The following is a 15696-nucleotide window of genomic DNA, read 5'->3' as shown; positions in this document are numbered from 1 at the left end:
ACCATTGGATGTTCTTTTTTGAACATGTCGCTAATAGACAAGTCCTGGTCGTAATGAGCCTTTGATAACACCGAAGATCAAAAAAAGTGGGAGCGGGCTTGCCCGCTCCCACATTGACTGCATTTCGAATTATTTAGCGCACTTGTACGACGACCTTGCCTACGGCCTTGCGCTGCCCCAGGTCATTGATCGCCTGGGCGGCGTTCTCAAGCGGGTACACCTGGGAAACCAGCGGCTTGAGTTTGCCCTCGGTATACCAACTGAATAGCTGCGAGAAATTCGCCGCATTGTCCTGCGGCTGACGTTGGGCAAACGAACCCCAGAACACCCCGACCACTGCCGCACCTTTAAGCAGCGCCAGGTTCACCGGCAATTGCGGAATACGCCCGCTGGCAAACCCGACCACCAGCAGGCGGCCGTTCCAGGCAATGGAGCGAATGGCCTGGTCAAACAGATCACCACCCACCGGGTCGTAGATCACATCGACACCTTTGCCGTCGGTCAGTCGCTTGATTTCATCCTTGAGGCTGGCCTCGCTGTAGTTGATCAGCTCATCGGCACCCGCTGCGTTGGCCACGACGAGTTTTTCGTTGCTGCTGGCCGCTGCGATTACCCGGGCTCCCATGGCCTTGCCGATTTCCACGGCGGCAAGGCCCACGCCACCGGATGCACCCAATACCAGCAACGTTTCTCCAGGAGCCAGATGAGCACGTTGCTTGAGGGCATGCATGGATGTGCCATAGGTCATGCTGAAAGCGGCTGCGGTGTTAAAATCCATGCTTGGCGGGATCGGCAGGACGTTATAGCCCGGCACCGCGACTTGTTCGGCAAAACTGCCCCAGCCGGTCAGCGCCATGACCCGGTCACCGATCTTCAGGTGGTCGACCTTTTCCCCTACCTTGCTGATCACGCCTGCCGCTTCGCCGCCTGGCGAAAACGGGAAAGGGGGCTTGAACTGGTACTTGCCTTCGATAATCAGCGTGTCCGGAAAATTCACCCCGGCGGCATGTACCTCCAGCAGGATTTCGTTTTTCTTGAGTTCCGGGCCGGCGACCTCTTCCAGTACCAGGGTTTCGGCGGGGCCGAAGGCTTTGCACAGCACAGCTTTCATCGGACTCTTCCTTTTGGCGTATTGGCCGATAAGTGTAGGTGGGTAAGTAAGCGGGTCAACGAGCATGGCCTGGCCTGATAAGTCGCCATAAGCTTGTGCCCAGCTTTGCTAGCGTTATGCTACTGAGCAACTGATATAGAGGAATGAATTGTGAAAGCGCGGATCCTGTTGATGCTGGCCCTGACGCTGCCGATGGCAGCCCATGCCGAAGAAACCAAGGAAGGCGAGGCGCCGAAGGTCAGCTACATCAGCCTGACTCCGCCCTTCGTTGGCAACTATGCCCTGGATGGAGGCCCTAAACTGCGGGTCTACAAAGCTGATGTCGCCCTTCGGGTGACAGGTGAGGAGGCTGCCAAAGCGGTCAAGGCCAATGACCCGTTGATTCGGAATCAATTGGTAGCGCTGTTTACCCAGCAGACTGCCGAGACCATGAGCAGTGTCGAAGGCAAGGAAAGGCTGCGTCAAGAAGCCTTGAAGCAGACCCAGCAAGTGATGAATGACGAGACGGGAAAGCCGGTGGTTGAAGACCTGTTGTTCAATAACCTGATCATTCAGTAGTGGTCTGTCGCGGTGCGGGCGTGTTGCGCCAGATCGTCAGCAGTGTTTGGGTCAGTGAGGGTTCCAGGACACGGTTGCCGTGGCCGCTGAGATGGTTTGAGTCAAAAAACAGTGGCGCACCACTGCTGTCGTAGGCCGAGCAGACCGGACCGGGGCAGAGCAGTGGCATTGGGTCCCAAACGTTAAGGTCCGGATGTTCACGCGACAACTCGTCCAAAAGGCTCATCTGTGCAGCGCGCAGTCGCTCAAGCTGCGCACGCTCGATGCGCAAGCCTGGCGCACACACCGGGTTCATCCGGTTGAACCAGTCCGAGCAACGATTGGCTGGCGCCTTGAATATAGGTTTTGGTGCATCAATCAGAACCTGTGCTCCGATGGCCTTCAGCCTCCCCAGAACGGCTTGTGCGGATGTCCGGGCAGCCTGGATATTTTCGGCACTGAGCTCAGCCATTGCCTCGCTGAATGCGGCATCGGCGCCGCTGTTCCAGTTGCGACCGGCAAGTTCCGGCATCCGCAGCGAGGCGAGAAACACGATATCTCCCGGTTTGGCCCGCGCTTCAATGTCCCGCAGGTCGGTTTCCCTGGCCTCGGCGCATCGAGCGGGGTCGGCGGCGATGAGACTGACGACCCCGCAGCCCCCGCGCTCATACTCCACGATGGTGACACCCAGTTTGATCGAGACGATTTTCAGCAGGGTACGGTAGGCCGCGGTATGGGAATCGCCAACGACAAAGAGCTGGCGCCCCTCCAGTCGTGGATCCTCGATGGGCTCGATTTCCTCCCTGGGATAATGCTTGTAGGCATACCAGGTATAGGTGTCGCTTGTCTGGCTGAGCGAAAGGCGCTCGGGGTTATTGGAGACCCACGTCGCTCCCCACCAGAGCAGCCCGATGGCACCAAATCCGCAGAAGCACGCAACCCAGGCCCGGCGCTGCAGTGCCGTTCTGCCCATGCGCACAGGCGTTTCTATCCAGTGGTAGGACGCGGCGGCGAGGGCAAAAACCAGGAAAGGGTAGATCAACTGTACAGCAAGCAACTCCAACCCCGTGGTCCAGCGCAGGAACACAGCGACAGGCCAATGCCAGAGGTAAAGAGAATAGGACAGCCGGCCCACGTAGGTTGCCAACCCCGACTGCAACAAGCGTTGCGCGAGCGGTGGTGAATTGTCTTGCAGTACCAGCGCCGCGATCAGCAGCAGCGTACCGAGAACTGTTGCCAACGCCCAAGGGAAGGGGAATTGAGTGCGTTGGGCGAATAGAAAACCTGCCAGTACCAGCGTAAAGCCGCTTGCCAGCATCAAGGGCCCGATGCGTTTCCAGGCCGCTGAAAAGTGTCGGGTACCAATGAGCTGGAACAACAGCGCGCCAGCGGCCAGTTCCCAGAATCGACTTGGGAGCAGGTAGAACGCCGAAAGCGGCTCGGCGTAGGTTTGCCAGGCGCTGATCACCAGCGATGCGAATGCCAGCAGCGGCAGAACGGCCCGTACCATCAGGCTGTGCTGACGGTAGCGAAGCCACAGAAAGTAAATGGCCGGAAAGATAATGTAGAACTGTTCTTCGACGCCCAATGACCAGGTATGCAGGTACGGATTGAGTTCGGCACCTGGAGAAAAGTAAGTGTCGGTGTTCCAGGCCAGCACGATGTTGCTCAAGCCAAAGAACGCGGCCAGTCCGGTGCGATTGATCAGCTCGCTGAGCCAGAACTGCGGCATGAACATCGCCGAGACAATGAAGCTGACACACAAGACAACCAGCAGTGCAGGCAAAATACGCAGCAAGCGGCGGCGATAAAAGTCTGCCAGATAGGCACCCAAACCCAAATCGCTGCGCGCGCTCAGGGACTGGCTGATCACATACCCGGAAATCACGAAGAACATGTCGACCCCGGTGAAGCCGCCGGGCAGCATTCCCAGAATGTCGAAATGAAAAATGATCACGCTGATAACGGCGATGGCGCGCAAACCATCGATCGCTGGAACGTAGGCAGAGTTTGTTCGATGCACGGGGCCTGTCCTAGTGGTGCTCGCCGGTGGTCGCGACAAAAGGCCGCGCATCAGGAAGTGAGCCATTCTGCCTAGGTTGGCAGCGAAGGACGACTGACCATTCGGATAGGTGTATGTGTGATTATTACCCGGTCATGCTGGTTGGCTTGGCGCACAAGGGCCCCTGATATGTAGGAGCGAGCAAGCTCGCTCCTACGCCAGGGCACAGATGGCGGCCCATTGTTCGGCGCTCACCGGCATGACCGACAGCCGACTGCCTTTTTGTACCAGGGGCAGCTCGGCCAGGGCGGTTTGTTGTTTCAGGTAACCGAGCCCGAGAACCTTGGGAAAGGTTTCTACGTGGGCCACAGTGATTGCGCTCCACGGATTTTTCCCGGGTGTGGCCTTGGCATCAAAGTAATGGCTCTCGGGCTCCAGTGCAGTCGGGTCCGGGAAGGCTGCCTCGATAATTTTTCCCACGCCAGCGATTCCCGGCTCCGGGCAGCTGGAGTGATAGAAGAAGAACTCATCGCCCACGGCCATCGTCCGCAGAAAATTGCGGGCCTGATAGTTACGCACGCCGTCCCAGCGCGCTTCGCCAAGCTGCTCCAGACCCTTGATGGACAGTTCATCAGGCTCGGATTTCATCAGCCAATAAGCCATGTTTTTGCTCCTCAAATGGGAAGTGGGCAAGTTGTCCGGCAATTTCATGACAAACCGACGGTCGGTTGACGTCAAGGTTTGCGTGTTGGTCCACGTTAACGCAGAATGCCGGGATTTTAAGCTTGGTACAGCTGGAACGGACTAATTTGGAACGTTGCTGTCATCGTGCGTGATATGCCTGAGGGGGGCAATCGATGAAACGCAAACCGGATCTACTATGGATATTGGTTGTTTTGTTTGGTCTGGGCGTCGTGACCACCGGTTATGCACAAAGCTTGTGGTCGAACAAGACCGAAGCGCCGATTGAGCTTGCACAGCAGCAACCACAACTCTTCAAGCGTTAATGCGATTTCAGCGTCGTTGATTCCAGCGGCGTCTCTTGTGCGACATACCATTGCTTGTTCGTGACCGTACCTTGCAGCGGCACATCCCAACTCGCTTGCGTCAACTGTCCGACCTTCTGGCATTCATGGGCCAGGCCTAACAGTGTCGGTTTGCGCCAGGTTTTTCGCCGCGACAGATAGGACAGGCTGCGGTCGTAAAAACCGCCGCCCATGCCCAGTCGTCCACCCGCATCATCGAAGCCCACCAGCGGCAACAGCACCAGATCCAATGCCCAGGCTTGGCGTTGTCGGCTGGCGCTGATGCGTGGTTCAAGAATACCGAAACGATTGGGGCTCAGTTTTTCCCCCGCGCGTACTCGTTGAAACACCATTTTGGTGCGCGGCCAGGCGCTGAGCACCGGCAGGTAAGTGGCTTTGCCACGACGCTGCGCGGCACGCAGCAACAAGCGCGGATCGATTTCACCATCGGTCGGTAGATACAGGGAAATGTGTTTGGCCCGGCGAAACAGCGGGTGCTGTGCCAGTTGCCGATACAGGCCGTGAGCGGCCTGGCGCTGCTCGCCTGGCGTCAGGTCACGGCGGGCTTTGCGCAACATGCGTCGAAGTTGCGGGCGGGAAAGCGGCGCAGGTTCGGTCATGGGGGTCGGCTTTATTCAGGTGATAAAACAATGCCAGTCATAAGACTGGCATTGAATTGGGAATCAGGCTCCCCGACAGAACCGCTGTCGACTTAGCCCTTGAACCCGAAAGTTCAAGGTGGAAGAAGCAGTAGGCTTTAAGGCTTTCCGTCTAGCGGACATGCACACCAGCCCAACGTGCAACTTCCAGGGTAGTGCGAATCGGCTCAGGGACATCGCCGACTGGCAAGTACGCCAGGGAGTAGAGCGAGTATACCCGAAACAGACGCTGCAATCAGCCCTTGGGTTGCTCCTGATCGTTGGAAAGTGCCAGATCAACGCGCTCCAGCAGGTCTCGTACCTGCTCGCGCGTCGAGCCGCTGGCCTGTACGTCAGGGCGTTCCTGCTTGTGCAGCAAATCGTGGGTAATGTTCAGTGCCGCCATCACGGCGATGCGATCGGCGCCAATGACTTTGCCGCTGCTGCGGATTTCGCGCATCTTGCCATCCAGGTAGCGGGCGGCGCTCACCAGATTGCTGCGTTCTTCCTGGGGGCAGATGATCGAATATTCTTTGTCGAGAATCTGCACGGTGACGCTATTGCTTGAACTCATGAGTCTTGCTCCAGGGCCTTCAGGCGCGAAATCATCGATTCGACCTTACGCCGGGCGATTTCGTTTTTTTCAATGAGGTGAGCGCGTTCCTCGCGCCAGGTCTTTTCCTGAGCTAATAAGAGTCCATTTTGACTCTTTAGTTGCTCGACCCGGTTAATTAGCAATTCGAGTCTGGCCATCAGCGCTTGCAAGTCGGTGTCTTCCATTGGGTTCCACTGGATTTGTCTGATGAATGGCAACTGCAGGGTAAACGATCTGACGCCCTCGATAGTCTGGTGCGTCTGCCGGTGCTAGGATACATCGCTTCATTCTAGACATTGCGCCGCCTGGCGCCTAGCTCACCATGCCTATTCAGAATTCCCCGTACGATGCTTTTTCCAAACTGCTGAGCACCAGCGGTCATCCTTGTTCGCCTGCAGAGCTGCACGGCGTGCTGCTGGGCCGCAGTTGCACCGGGGTCGGCTTTGACGCCGACAACTGGTTGGCTGATGTTGCCGAGCTGCTGGAAACCGAGCCGCAAGAGAATGTGCGCAACGCCTTGATCGGCCTGCAAGAAATGGTCAAGGGCGAGTTGACCGGTGATGACGTCACCGTTGTCCTGCTGCTACCCAGCGATGATGCACCTTTGGCCGAACGCGCTGCTGCGCTGGGCCAATGGTGCCAAGGATTTCTCCACGGCTTTGGCGTAAACGCCGGTGGCCTGGAGCTGAGCACTGAAGCTCAGGAAGTGTTGCAAGACCTTGCAGCCATTTCCCAGGTACAAGATGCCCTCGAAGAGTCCGAAGACGGCGAAAGCGACTATATGGAAGTGATGGAATACCTGCGCGTCGCGCCGCTGCTGCTATTCACCGAGACCAAGAAGCCCGCTGAGCCGGCTGCACCCAAGCCTTCGCTGCACTGAAATAAGGAAGCCCGTCTGCCCATGATCCATATCCCCAAAGCGGAATACACCCGCCGCCGCAAGGCGCTCATGGCGCAGATGGAACCCAACAGCATTGCAATCCTGCCGGCCGCCGCCGTGGCGATCCGCAACCGCGACGTCGAGCATGTCTATCGCCAGGACAGCGACTTCCAGTACCTGAGCGGCTTTCCCGAGCCAGAAGCCGTCATCGTGCTGATGCCGGGTCGTGCCCATGGCGAATATGTGTTGTTCTGCCGGGAACGTAACGCCGAACGTGAACTATGGGACGGCGTGCGTGCGGGTACCGAAGGCGCTATTCGTGAATATGGCGCTGACGATGCGTTTCCGATTACCGATATCGATGACATTCTTCCGGGCCTGATCGAAGGCCGCGACCGAGTGTATTCGGCCATGGGCAGCAATGCCGAATTCGACCGGCACCTGATGGAGTGGATCAATGTGATCCGTTCCAAGGCTCACCTGGGCGCCCAGCCGCCGAACGAATTTGTTGCCCTGGATCATCTGCTGCACGACATGCGCCTGTATAAATCTGCCGCAGAAGTGAAAGTGATGCGCGAGGCCGCACGGATTTCCTGCGCCGCCCATGTGCGGGCAATGCAAGCCAGCCGTGCCGGATTGCACGAGTTCAGCCTGGAGGCCGAACTTGATTACGAGTTTCGCAGGGGCGGGGCAAAGATGCCGGCGTATGGCTCCATCGTCGCGGCGGGGCGTAACGCCTGCATCCTGCATTACCAACAGAATGACGCCGTGCTCAAGGACGGTGAGCTGGTGCTGATCGATGCCGGTTGCGAAATCGATTGTTATGCCAGTGACATCACTCGCACCTGGCCGGTCAACGGCAAGTTTTCGCCGGAACAGAAAGCAATCTACGAAATAGTGCTGGCGTCCCAGGAAGCTGCTTTTGCCGAGATCGCGCCGAACAAGCACTGGAACCAGGCTCATGAGGCCACGGTCCAGGTAATAACCGCAGGCTTGGTGAGACTTGGATTGCTGCAGGGTGACGTCGGCGAGTTGATTGCCAGCGAAGCCTACAAGGCTTTTTACATGCACCGTGCCGGGCATTGGCTGGGCATGGATGTGCATGATGTGGGTGAATACAAGGTCGGCGGTGAGTGGCGGGTGCTGGAAGTCGGCATGGCCCTGACCGTGGAGCCGGGAATCTACATTGCCCCGGACAACCGGAACGTGGCAAAGAAATGGCGTGGCATAGGCGTGCGCATCGAGGACGACGTGGTGGTGACCAGACAGGGCTGTGAGATTCTGACCGGCGGTGCACCCAAGACCGTCGCTGCGATTGAAGCGTTGATGGCGGTCCCCCGATGAGCCGGGTCAATCTGGCCATTATCGGCGGCGGCCTGGTCGGCGCCAGCCTGGCACTGGCGTTGCAGGCCGGGGCCAAGGCCCTGGGTTGGAAGATCGTGTTGATCGAACCTTTTGCTCCCGGCGACAGCTACCAGCCAAGCTACGATGCCCGCTCGTCGGCGTTGTCGTTCGGTGCCCGGCAGATCTACCAGCGCCTTGGCGTATGGCAGGACATCTCCCGGCGCGCCGAGCCGATCAAGCAAATCCATGTCTCGGACCGAGGACGTTTCTCCACCGCGCGGCTATTGGCGATGGAAGAAGGCGTTCCCGCCCTGGGTTATGTGGTGGAAAACGCCTGGCTCGGGCAATGTCTGTGGCAGGGCCTGGACAAGGACGTGATCAGTTGGCGCTGCCCGGCCGAAGTCATCGGCATGGAGCCTTTGGCTGATGGTTATCGCCTGACCCTCAACGATGAAACCGTCCTGGAGTGCGACCTTGCGGTGCTGGCCGATGGCGGCCGTTCCGGGTTGCGTGAGCAGTTGGGGATCAGGGTCAGGCGGCGTCCTTACAATCAGAGCGCCTTGATCGCCAATATCACCCCCAGCGAAGCGCATAACGGCGAGGCGTTCGAGCGCTTTACCGATGATGGCCCGATGGCTTTGTTGCCTCTGCCGGATAACCGTTGTGCGCTGGTCTGGACCCGTGTCGGTATGGACGCCCAGCGCCTGGCAGCGCTTGATGAGCGCAGTTTTCTCAGTGAGTTGCAGGGTGTGTTCGGCTATCGCCTTGGCACCCTGAAGCAGGTCGGTGCCCGCCATTTGTATCCGTTGACCCTGGTGGAGGCCGAAGAGCAGGTGCGCTCTCACCTGGTGATACTGGGCAATGCCGCCCACAGCCTGCATCCGATTGCCGGGCAGGGCTTCAACCTGTCGCTGCGCGACGCCTACGCTCTGGCCGAGGCTTTGCTGGCCGGGCCGACGGTGCCGGGCGACCTGGCGACATTGCAGGCATACCGCGAGCGCCAGCGGCTGGACCAAAAATTGACCGTAGGCTTCTCCGATCAGGTCACTCGCTTGTTTGGCAGCGGCCAGCCGCTGGTCGCCATGGGCCGTAACCTGGGCCTGCTAGGCCTGGACTTGCTACCGCCGGCTAAACGGTGGTTCGCTCGTCAGGCCATGGGCCTGGGCACGCGTCCTGATGCGTAAATGGTTGATCGAGCGGTTGGGCAAGGCGCGGCTGCTGCGCTGGGTCATGACCCTTTATCCGCCTTATCTCGGCGCAGGTGTCCGGGTGTTGTACATCAGTGACGACTTTCGCCAGGTCAAGGTGCGCATGGGGCTTGGTTGGTACAACCGTAATTATGTCGGTACGCAGTTTGGTGGCAGCCTGTACTCGATGGTCGACCCGTTCTTCATGCTGATGCTGATGGAAAACCTGGGGCGTGACTACATCGTCTGGGACAAGGCAGCGGCTATCGACTTCATCTCGCCGGGCAAAGGTCCGGTGTTTGCCGAATTTTCCATCGATCAAGCCTTGCTCGATGAGGTGCGTCGGCAGACCGAGGGCGGCGAGAAATATTTGCCCCAACTCAAGGTCCAGATTCATGACGGTTCCGGCACATTGGTGGCGCGAGTCGACAAAACCCTTTACGTGCGGCGCAAGTCGCCAGTGAAACAGGCTTAACACATGGATATGCGCGCAGATGTGCTGATTGTCGGGGCCGGAATGGTCGGAAGCGCCCTGGCTCTGGCGTTGCAAGGCAGTGGCCTGCAAGTGCTGCTGCTCGATGGCAGCCCGCTGGACGTCAAGCCGTTCGACGCTACTGCGCCTTTCGAGCCGCGGGTGAGCGCCCTGTCGGCCGCCAGCCAGCGCATCCTCGAACGGCTGGGTGCCTGGGACGGCATTGCCAGCCGTCGTGCCAGCCCATACAGCGAGATGCAGGTGTGGGATGGCAGTGGCACCGGGCAGATCCACTTTTCGGCCGCCAGCGTGCATGCCGAGGTGCTGGGGCATATCGTCGAGAATCGCGTGGTCCAGGACGCCCTGCTCGAACGTCTGCATGACTGCGACCTGGGCCTGCTCGCCAATGCGCGCCTGGAGCAAATGCGTCGCTCCGGCGATGACTGGTTGCTGACGCTGGCGGATGGCCGTACTTTGCGGGCGCCGCTGGTGATCGCAGCCGATGGCGCCAACTCAGCGGTGCGGCGCCTGACCGGTACCGCCACTCGTGAGTGGGATTACCTGCACCATGCCATCGTGACCAGTGTGCGCAGCAGCCAGCCACATCAGCGTACGGCCTGGCAGCGCTTTACCGATCAGGGGCCACTGGCGTTCCTGCCGCTCTCACGCGACGGCCAGGACGATTGGTGCTCCATCGTCTGGTCAATCACGCCGAGTGAATCCGAACGCCTGATGGCGCTGGACGACGACAGCTTCTGCCAAGAACTGGAGCGTGCCTTCGAAGGACGCCTGGGCACGGTGCTCAGCGCCGATCCACGCCTGTGTGTGCCGTTGCGCCAACGTCATGCTAAACGCTATGTGGCCGAAGGCCTGGCGTTGATCGGCGATGCCGCGCATGTCATCCATCCATTGGCGGGGCAGGGCGTCAACCTGGGCTTTCTGGATGCGGCGGTACTGGCGCAGGTGCTGTTGCAAGCGTCAGAGCGCGGCGAGCGGCTGGCGGATACGAAGGTGCTCAGCCGCTATGAGCGTCGACGCATGCCGCATAACCTGGCGCTGATGGCTGCGATGGAGGGGTTCGAGCGACTGTTCCAGGCTGATCAGTTGCCGCTGCGCTGGTTACGCAACGCAGGGTTGAAAGTGGTCGACCGGATGCCCGAAGCCAAGGCGCTGTTTGTGCATCAGGCGTTGGGGTTGACCGGAGATTTACCGGAATTGGCCAAGGTTTGAGAGTACCGAAGGCTATTTGCCGCAGGGTAAGTGTTAATTGTGCAACATCTGGTAACGCCTCAACCGAGTGTTCGGTTGAGATGCTAAATGTGAGTCCTTATCATTTGCACTCCTTCGATTACGAGAGACCGCACCCATGTTGGCACCCAAGCGCCTCCTGACTGCCCTGGCACTCACCCTTATCGGCAGCACCACCGTCCATGCGGCTGACGAAGTGGTGGTCTATTCCTCTCGTATCGACGAGCTGATCAAGCCGGTGTTCGACGCCTATACCCAGAAAACCGGCGTGCAGGTGAAGTTCATCACCGACAAGGAAGCGCCACTGATGCAGCGCATCAAGGCCGAAGGCGAGAACGCCACCGCCGACCTGCTGCTGACCGTTGATGCCGGCAACCTTTGGCAAGCCGAGCAGATGGGCATCCTGCAACCATTCACCTCCAAGGTGATCGACGCCAACATCCCTCTGCAATACCGTTCCTCAAACCATGCCTGGACCGGTTTGAGCCTGCGGGCGCGGACCATCGCCTATTCCACCGCGCGGGTAAAGCCGGGCGAGCTCACTACCTACGAAGCCCTTGCTGACAAGCAATGGGAAGGCCGCCTGTGCCTGCGTACCTCGAAAAAGGTCTACAACCAGTCGCTGACTGCCACCCTGATCGAAACCCATGGCGCGGCCAAGACGGAAGAAATCATCAAGGGCTGGGTCAACAACCTGTCCACTGATGTGTTCTCCGATGATACCGCCCTGCTGGAAGCCATCAACGCCGGGCAGTGTGATGTCGGCATCGTCAACACTTACTACTATGGCCGCCTGCACAAGCAGAAGCCGGACCTGGGCGTGAAGCTGTTCTGGCCCAACCAGGGCGACCGTGGCGTACACATCAACCTTTCGGGCATTGGCCTGACCAAGCATGCACCGCATCCGCAAGCCGCCAAGGCCTTGGTGGAATGGATGACTACACCTGAAGCGCAGAAGATCTTCGCTGATGTGAACCAGGAGTTCCCGGCCAACCCGGCGGTGCAGCCGTCGACCGAAGTGGCTGCCTGGGGCAAGTTCGTTGCGGACACGCTGCCGGTGGAAGTCGCAGGCAAACGCCAGGCCGAAGCAATTCGCCTGATGGATCGTGCCGGCTGGAACTGAGTACAATTTGTAAGTCGCAGCAAAGCTGATGTGGGAGCGGGCTTGCTTGCGATAGCGGAGTGTCAGTCGATGTATCTTTGACTGGTATACCGTTATCGCGAGCAAGCCCGCTCCCACACTGTTTTGTGTATGTCTCAAAATCACCTATTTCCTGAGAATGTGCTCTTGGCCCACCCCGCCCAACGCCGTTGGTACCTGCCGGTCTTCAGCGTCGCCGCCCTGGTACTGCTGCCGCTGAGCGTCCTGCTGCTGTCCTGGCAAAGCATCGACGTGCAAATCTGGTCCCATCTATGGGAAACCCAGATGCCGCGCCTGCTGGGCAATACCCTGACGCTGGTGCTGGGCGTCGGCGTGGGTGTGACTTTGCTGGGCGTCAGCCTGGCCTGGCTGACCAGCCTCTGCGAATTCCCGGGGCGACGTTGGCTGGATTGGGCGCTGATGCTGCCGTTTGCCATTCCCGCCTATGTGCTGGCATTTGTCTTTGTCGGCCTGCTGGACTTTGCAGGCCCGGTGCAAACGCTGTTGCGTGAATGGTTCGGCAGCGGCCTGCGTTTGCCGCGCGTGCGTTCCACCAGCGGCGTGATTATCGTGCTGGTGTTGGTGTTTTACCCCTATGTCTATCTGCTGGCTCGCACGGCGTTCCTTTCCCAGGGCAAAGGGTTGATGGAGGCGGCACGAGTGTTGGGCCAGTCGCCATGGCAGGCCTTCTGGCGCGTAGCCTTGCCCATGGCGCGGCCGGCCATCGGTGCGGGCGTGGCATTGGCATTGATGGAGACGCTGGCGGACTTCGGGGCAGTATCGGTGTTCAATTTCGATACCTTTACCACCGCGATCTACAAGACCTGGTACGGCTTTTTCAGTCTTTCCAGCGCGACGCAACTGGCGAGCCTGTTGCTGTTGGTGGTGATGCTGGTGCTGTACGGCGAGCGCCGTGCCCGAGGCGCCAGTCGACCGAGCAACGAGCGACCGCGTGGCAAGGCGCTCTATCACCTGCGCGGGCTCAAGGCCGCCGCGGCCAGTGGCTGGTGCGGACTGGTGTTTGCCTGCGCGTTTGTTATCCCCATGGTGCAATTGGTGGCCTGGTTCTGGCAGCGCGGTCGGTTCGACCTCGATGAGCGATACGCCGGGCTGATCGTCCACACGTTGTATCTGGGGGGGATGGCGGCATTGATTACCGTCAGTGTCGCGATGGTTCTGGCGTTCGCCAATCGCTTGGCCCCGACCCGGGCGATTCGCTCCGGGATCAGCCTGGGTAACCTGGGTTACGCATTGCCGGGCTCGGTGCTGGCAGTATCGATCATGCTGGCGTTCAGTTATCTGGACCGTGAACTGGTCATTCCACTCTCCAGTTGGTTGGGCGGTGCTGGCAAGCCCTTGCTGTTGGGCAGCCTGTCGGCGTTGGTACTGGCTTATCTTGTGCGATTCATGGCCGTGGCCTATGGCCCATTGGAAAGTAGCCTGGCGCGAATTCGCCCGTCCTTGCCGGAAGCTGCGCGCAGTCTGGGGGTGAGCGGACCACGACTGTTTTGCAAGGTGTATCTGCCGCTGTTGCTGCCAGGCACCTTGAGCGCGGCGCTGCTGGTGTTCGTCGACGTGCTCAAGGAAATGCCGGCTACCTTGCTGATGCGCCCGTTTGGCTGGGACACGCTGGCGGTACGCATCTTTGAAATGACCAGCGAAGGAGAATGGGCGAGGGCTTCGTTGCCGGCGCTGACACTGGTGTTGGTAGGGCTGTTACCGGTTATCGGGCTGATTCGACGCTCGGCGCGACGAATCGGTTAGGTGTCAGTCCTACGGCTTGAGGCTACAATGCGCGGCATTCGGTGCGGTCCATCTTCCAGATCGGATGGCTGAGCGTGGTTACAGAGCTTGTATTACAAGGCATGTAGCCCGAACGGTACCCGTCCGCACCTTCGCCAAGCCCGGAAGGAGAAACCCATGGGACAGCGCACGCCTCTGTATGACCTGCATCTCGCCCTAGGCGCGAAAATGGTCGATTTTGGCGGTTGGGATATGCCTTTGCATTACGGCTCGCAGGTCGAGGAGCACCATCAGGTGCGACGTGACTGCGGGGTGTTTGATGTGTCCCACATGACCGTGATCGATGTCACAGGCCTCCAGGCCAAGGAATGGCTCCAGCATTTGCTGGCCAACGACGTTGATCGTCTGCACCGCTGCGGCCGCGCGTTGTACAGCGCCATGCTCAACGAACAGGGCGGGGTGGTGGACGATATGATCGTCTACCGCATCGAAGACGGGTACCGGCTGGTCGTCAACGCCGCTACCCGCGACCAGGACCTTGCCTGGATGCAGGCGCAACTCGGTAGCTATCTGGTGCAACTCCACGAGCGGTCCGAACTGGCCATGCTCGCTATTCAGGGCCCGCATGCCCGGCAAAAGATCGCTGAATTGGTGACCCAAGCCCGCGCTACCTTGATTCATCAGCTCAAACCCTTTGAAGGCCACGCTGACGGCGACTGGTTTATCGCTCGCACGGGCTACACCGGCGAGGATGGTCTGGAAATTGTCCTGCCTGCGAGCCAGGCCCCGGCATTCTTCAACGATCTGGTCGGGGCTGGCATCTCGCCGATCGGCCTTGGCGCACGTGACACCCTGCGTCTTGAGGCTGGGATGAACCTCTACGGTCAGGATATTCATCAGAAAGTGTCACCACTCGCCGCCAACATGGGCTGGAGCATTGCCTGGGAACCTGCAAGCCGTGACTTCATTGGTCGTGCTGCCCTGGAAGCCGAGCGGGCGGCGGGTGTGAGGCTCAAGCTGGTAGGTCTGGTACTGGAAGAACGTGGAGTTTTACGTGCTCATCAAGTGGTTCGTATCGCCAATGTTGGCGAAGGAGAGATCACCAGTGGTAGTTTCTCTCCTACGCTGAGCAAATCCATTGCCCTGGCGCGTGTACCGATGGCGACTGCCGACCGCGCCGAGGTGGAAATCCGCGGTAAATGGTACCCGGTGCGAGTGGTCAAGCCGACCTTCGTGCGCCATGGCAAAACCTTGATCTAACCTTTTTGGCAGGCCAATGGCCGCTGACATTTCTTTTTGAGGACACAGACTATGAGCGATATCCCTGCCGAACTGCGTTTTGCCGAAAGCCACGAGTGGGCACGTCTGGAAACCGACGGTACCGTGACTGTCGGTATCTCCGATTATGCTCAGGAAGCGCTGGGCGACGTGGTGTACGTTGAGTTGACCGAAGTCGGCACCGCGTTTGGCGCAGCCGATCAGGCTGGGGTGGTTGAGTCAGTAAAGGCCGCTTCGGATATCTACTCACCGATTGCTGGCGAAGTAGTCGCAGTCAATAACGCCTTGACCGACAACCCTGAGTTGCTGAACTCCGACCCTTATGGCGCCTGGATCTTCAAGCTCAAGCCAAGCAACCTGGCTGACCTAGACAAACTGCTGGATGCCGCCGGCTACAGAGCCGCCATCGGCGCGTAAACGCAAATCCCACTGGGAGCGGGCTTGCTCGCGATTGCGCTGTGTCAGCCAATACATCCGGCGACTGACCCGCCGCAA

At 59.4% G+C, this 15696-nt stretch carries 17 protein-coding genes and 1 other RNA gene; 11 read left to right on the top strand and 7 right to left on the bottom strand.

What is annotated here, in order from left to right; genetic code table 11:
* Nucleotides 1-133 precede the first annotated feature (133 nt).
* The gene (locus OQ460_RS23755) at nucleotides 134-1111 is read right to left on the bottom strand and encodes an NADPH:quinone oxidoreductase family protein (RefSeq protein WP_410019707.1); all 978 of its coding nucleotides are present in this window, start codon (nucleotides 1109-1111) and stop codon (nucleotides 134-136) included.
* 150 nt (nucleotides 1112-1261) lie between these two features.
* On the opposite strand from OQ460_RS23755, the gene OQ460_RS23750 reads away from it, so the two are divergent.
* A complete protein-coding gene (locus OQ460_RS23750; RefSeq protein ID WP_410019706.1) occupies nucleotides 1262-1669 on the top strand; it encodes a flagellar basal body-associated protein FliL in 408 nt (135 codons plus the stop codon).
* Here OQ460_RS23750 and OQ460_RS23745 read toward each other — a convergent pair.
* Nucleotides 1659-3671 carry an acyltransferase family protein gene (locus OQ460_RS23745; protein ID WP_410019705.1) on the bottom strand — a complete coding sequence of 671 codons (2013 nt, stop codon included), beginning with the start codon at nucleotides 3669-3671 and terminating at the stop codon, nucleotides 1659-1661. The two genes, OQ460_RS23750 and OQ460_RS23745, sit on opposite strands and share 11 nt — an antisense overlap.
* Before the next feature lie 192 nt (nucleotides 3672-3863).
* Nucleotides 3864-4313 carry an EVE domain-containing protein gene (locus tag OQ460_RS23740; RefSeq protein ID WP_410019704.1) on the bottom strand — a complete coding sequence of 150 codons (450 nt, stop codon included), beginning with the start codon at nucleotides 4311-4313 and terminating at the stop codon, nucleotides 3864-3866.
* A 194-nt stretch (nucleotides 4314-4507) separates the two neighbouring features.
* On the opposite strand from OQ460_RS23740, the gene OQ460_RS23735 reads away from it, so the two are divergent.
* Nucleotides 4508-4657 carry a hypothetical protein gene (locus tag OQ460_RS23735; RefSeq protein WP_410019703.1) on the top strand — a complete coding sequence of 50 codons (150 nt, stop codon included), beginning with the start codon at nucleotides 4508-4510 and terminating at the stop codon, nucleotides 4655-4657.
* On the opposite strand, the gene OQ460_RS23730 is transcribed toward OQ460_RS23735, so the two are convergent.
* The 4 genes from OQ460_RS23730 to OQ460_RS23715 all read right to left on the bottom strand — a co-directional run bounded on the left by OQ460_RS23730 (nucleotide 4654) and on the right by OQ460_RS23715 (nucleotide 6093).
* The gene (locus OQ460_RS23730; protein WP_410019702.1) at nucleotides 4654-5295 is read right to left on the bottom strand and encodes a 5-formyltetrahydrofolate cyclo-ligase; all 642 of its coding nucleotides are present in this window, start codon (nucleotides 5293-5295) and stop codon (nucleotides 4654-4656) included. The two genes, OQ460_RS23735 and OQ460_RS23730, sit on opposite strands and share 4 nt — an antisense overlap.
* A 65-nt stretch (nucleotides 5296-5360) precedes the next feature.
* Nucleotides 5361-5539, bottom strand: a non-coding RNA gene (gene ssrS, locus OQ460_RS23725) — 6S RNA.
* Between the two features lie 30 nt (nucleotides 5540-5569).
* Nucleotides 5570-5887, bottom strand: a complete 318-nt coding sequence (locus tag OQ460_RS23720) for a cell division protein ZapA (protein ID WP_215519435.1) — start codon at nucleotides 5885-5887, stop codon at nucleotides 5570-5572.
* On the bottom strand, nucleotides 5884-6093 hold the full coding sequence (locus OQ460_RS23715; RefSeq protein ID WP_003213954.1) for a TIGR02449 family protein: 210 nt from the start codon (nucleotides 6091-6093) through the stop codon (nucleotides 5884-5886). The genes OQ460_RS23720 and OQ460_RS23715 overlap by 4 nt, the downstream gene beginning before the upstream one ends.
* 137 nt (nucleotides 6094-6230) lie before the next feature.
* Here OQ460_RS23715 and OQ460_RS23710 point away from each other — a divergent pair, with 137 nt between their 5' ends.
* The 9 genes from OQ460_RS23710 to gcvH all read left to right on the top strand — a co-directional run bounded on the left by OQ460_RS23710 (nucleotide 6231) and on the right by gcvH (nucleotide 15618).
* Nucleotides 6231-6788, top strand: coding sequence for a YecA family protein (locus OQ460_RS23710; protein ID WP_410019701.1), 558 nt, complete (start codon nucleotides 6231-6233; stop codon nucleotides 6786-6788).
* A 21-nt stretch (nucleotides 6789-6809) separates the two neighbouring features.
* Entirely contained in the window at nucleotides 6810-8132 is a 1323-nt protein-coding gene (gene pepP / locus OQ460_RS23705; protein ID WP_410019700.1) for a Xaa-Pro aminopeptidase, read from the top strand.
* Entirely contained in the window at nucleotides 8129-9316 is a 1188-nt protein-coding gene (ubiH, locus tag OQ460_RS23700; RefSeq protein ID WP_410019699.1) for a 2-octaprenyl-6-methoxyphenyl hydroxylase, read from the top strand. The genes pepP and ubiH overlap by 4 nt, the downstream gene beginning before the upstream one ends.
* A complete protein-coding gene (locus OQ460_RS23695) occupies nucleotides 9309-9794 on the top strand; it encodes a DUF4442 domain-containing protein (protein ID WP_410019698.1) in 486 nt (161 codons plus the stop codon). Before ubiH ends, OQ460_RS23695 begins: the two co-directional genes overlap by 8 nt.
* A gap of 9 nt (nucleotides 9795-9803) precedes the next feature.
* Nucleotides 9804-11021 (top strand): 2-octaprenyl-3-methyl-6-methoxy-1,4-benzoquinol hydroxylase, encoded by a 1218-nt coding sequence (locus OQ460_RS23690; RefSeq protein WP_410022092.1) that lies wholly within the window; start codon nucleotides 9804-9806, stop codon nucleotides 11019-11021.
* A 136-nt stretch (nucleotides 11022-11157) separates the two neighbouring features.
* Complete coding sequence (locus OQ460_RS23685; RefSeq protein ID WP_410019697.1) at nucleotides 11158-12162, top strand: extracellular solute-binding protein; 1005 nt, start codon at nucleotides 11158-11160, stop codon at nucleotides 12160-12162.
* Between the two features lie 165 nt (nucleotides 12163-12327).
* Nucleotides 12328-13944, top strand: a complete 1617-nt coding sequence (locus tag OQ460_RS23680; RefSeq protein ID WP_410019696.1) for an ABC transporter permease — start codon at nucleotides 12328-12330, stop codon at nucleotides 13942-13944.
* A 156-nt stretch (nucleotides 13945-14100) separates the two neighbouring features.
* Nucleotides 14101-15183, top strand: a complete 1083-nt coding sequence (gcvT, locus tag OQ460_RS23675) for a glycine cleavage system aminomethyltransferase GcvT (RefSeq protein ID WP_410019695.1) — start codon at nucleotides 14101-14103, stop codon at nucleotides 15181-15183.
* A 51-nt stretch (nucleotides 15184-15234) separates the two neighbouring features.
* Nucleotides 15235-15618 (top strand): glycine cleavage system protein GcvH, encoded by a 384-nt coding sequence (gene gcvH, locus OQ460_RS23670; RefSeq protein ID WP_410019694.1) that lies wholly within the window; start codon nucleotides 15235-15237, stop codon nucleotides 15616-15618.
* Nucleotides 15619-15696 lie beyond the last annotated feature (78 nt).

This window comes from Pseudomonas imrae (assembly GCF_046352735.2).
Classification (GTDB): Bacteria; Pseudomonadota; Gammaproteobacteria; order Pseudomonadales; family Pseudomonadaceae; genus Aquipseudomonas; species Aquipseudomonas imrae.
This window is presented reverse-complemented; position numbering and strand designations above follow the sequence as displayed.

Excerpts from the sequence above, each read along its gene's own strand:
- OQ460_RS23755 (WP_410019707.1), bottom strand. The coding sequence starts at position 1,111 with ATGAAAGCTGTGCTGTGCAAAGCCTTCGGCCCCGCCGAAACCCTGGTA.
- OQ460_RS23740 (WP_410019704.1), bottom strand. The coding sequence starts at position 4,313 with ATGGCTTATTGGCTGATGAAATCCGAGCCTGATGAACTGTCCATCAAG.
- OQ460_RS23735 (WP_410019703.1), top strand. The coding sequence starts at position 4,508 with ATGAAACGCAAACCGGATCTACTATGGATATTGGTTGTTTTGTTTGGT.
- OQ460_RS23730 (WP_410019702.1), bottom strand. The coding sequence starts at position 5,295 with ATGACCGAACCTGCGCCGCTTTCCCGCCCGCAACTTCGACGCATGTTG.
- OQ460_RS23720 (WP_215519435.1), bottom strand. The coding sequence starts at position 5,887 with ATGAGTTCAAGCAATAGCGTCACCGTGCAGATTCTCGACAAAGAATAT.
- OQ460_RS23715 (WP_003213954.1), bottom strand. The coding sequence starts at position 6,093 with ATGGAAGACACCGACTTGCAAGCGCTGATGGCCAGACTCGAATTGCTA.
- OQ460_RS23710 (WP_410019701.1), top strand. The coding sequence starts at position 6,231 with ATGCCTATTCAGAATTCCCCGTACGATGCTTTTTCCAAACTGCTGAGC.
- pepP (WP_410019700.1), top strand. The coding sequence starts at position 6,810 with ATGATCCATATCCCCAAAGCGGAATACACCCGCCGCCGCAAGGCGCTC.
- ubiH (WP_410019699.1), top strand. The coding sequence starts at position 8,129 with ATGAGCCGGGTCAATCTGGCCATTATCGGCGGCGGCCTGGTCGGCGCC.
- OQ460_RS23695 (WP_410019698.1), top strand. The coding sequence starts at position 9,309 with ATGCGTAAATGGTTGATCGAGCGGTTGGGCAAGGCGCGGCTGCTGCGC.
- OQ460_RS23690 (WP_410022092.1), top strand. The coding sequence starts at position 9,804 with ATGCGCGCAGATGTGCTGATTGTCGGGGCCGGAATGGTCGGAAGCGCC.
- OQ460_RS23685 (WP_410019697.1), top strand. The coding sequence starts at position 11,158 with ATGTTGGCACCCAAGCGCCTCCTGACTGCCCTGGCACTCACCCTTATC.
- gcvT (WP_410019695.1), top strand. The coding sequence starts at position 14,101 with ATGGGACAGCGCACGCCTCTGTATGACCTGCATCTCGCCCTAGGCGCG.
- gcvH (WP_410019694.1), top strand. The coding sequence starts at position 15,235 with ATGAGCGATATCCCTGCCGAACTGCGTTTTGCCGAAAGCCACGAGTGG.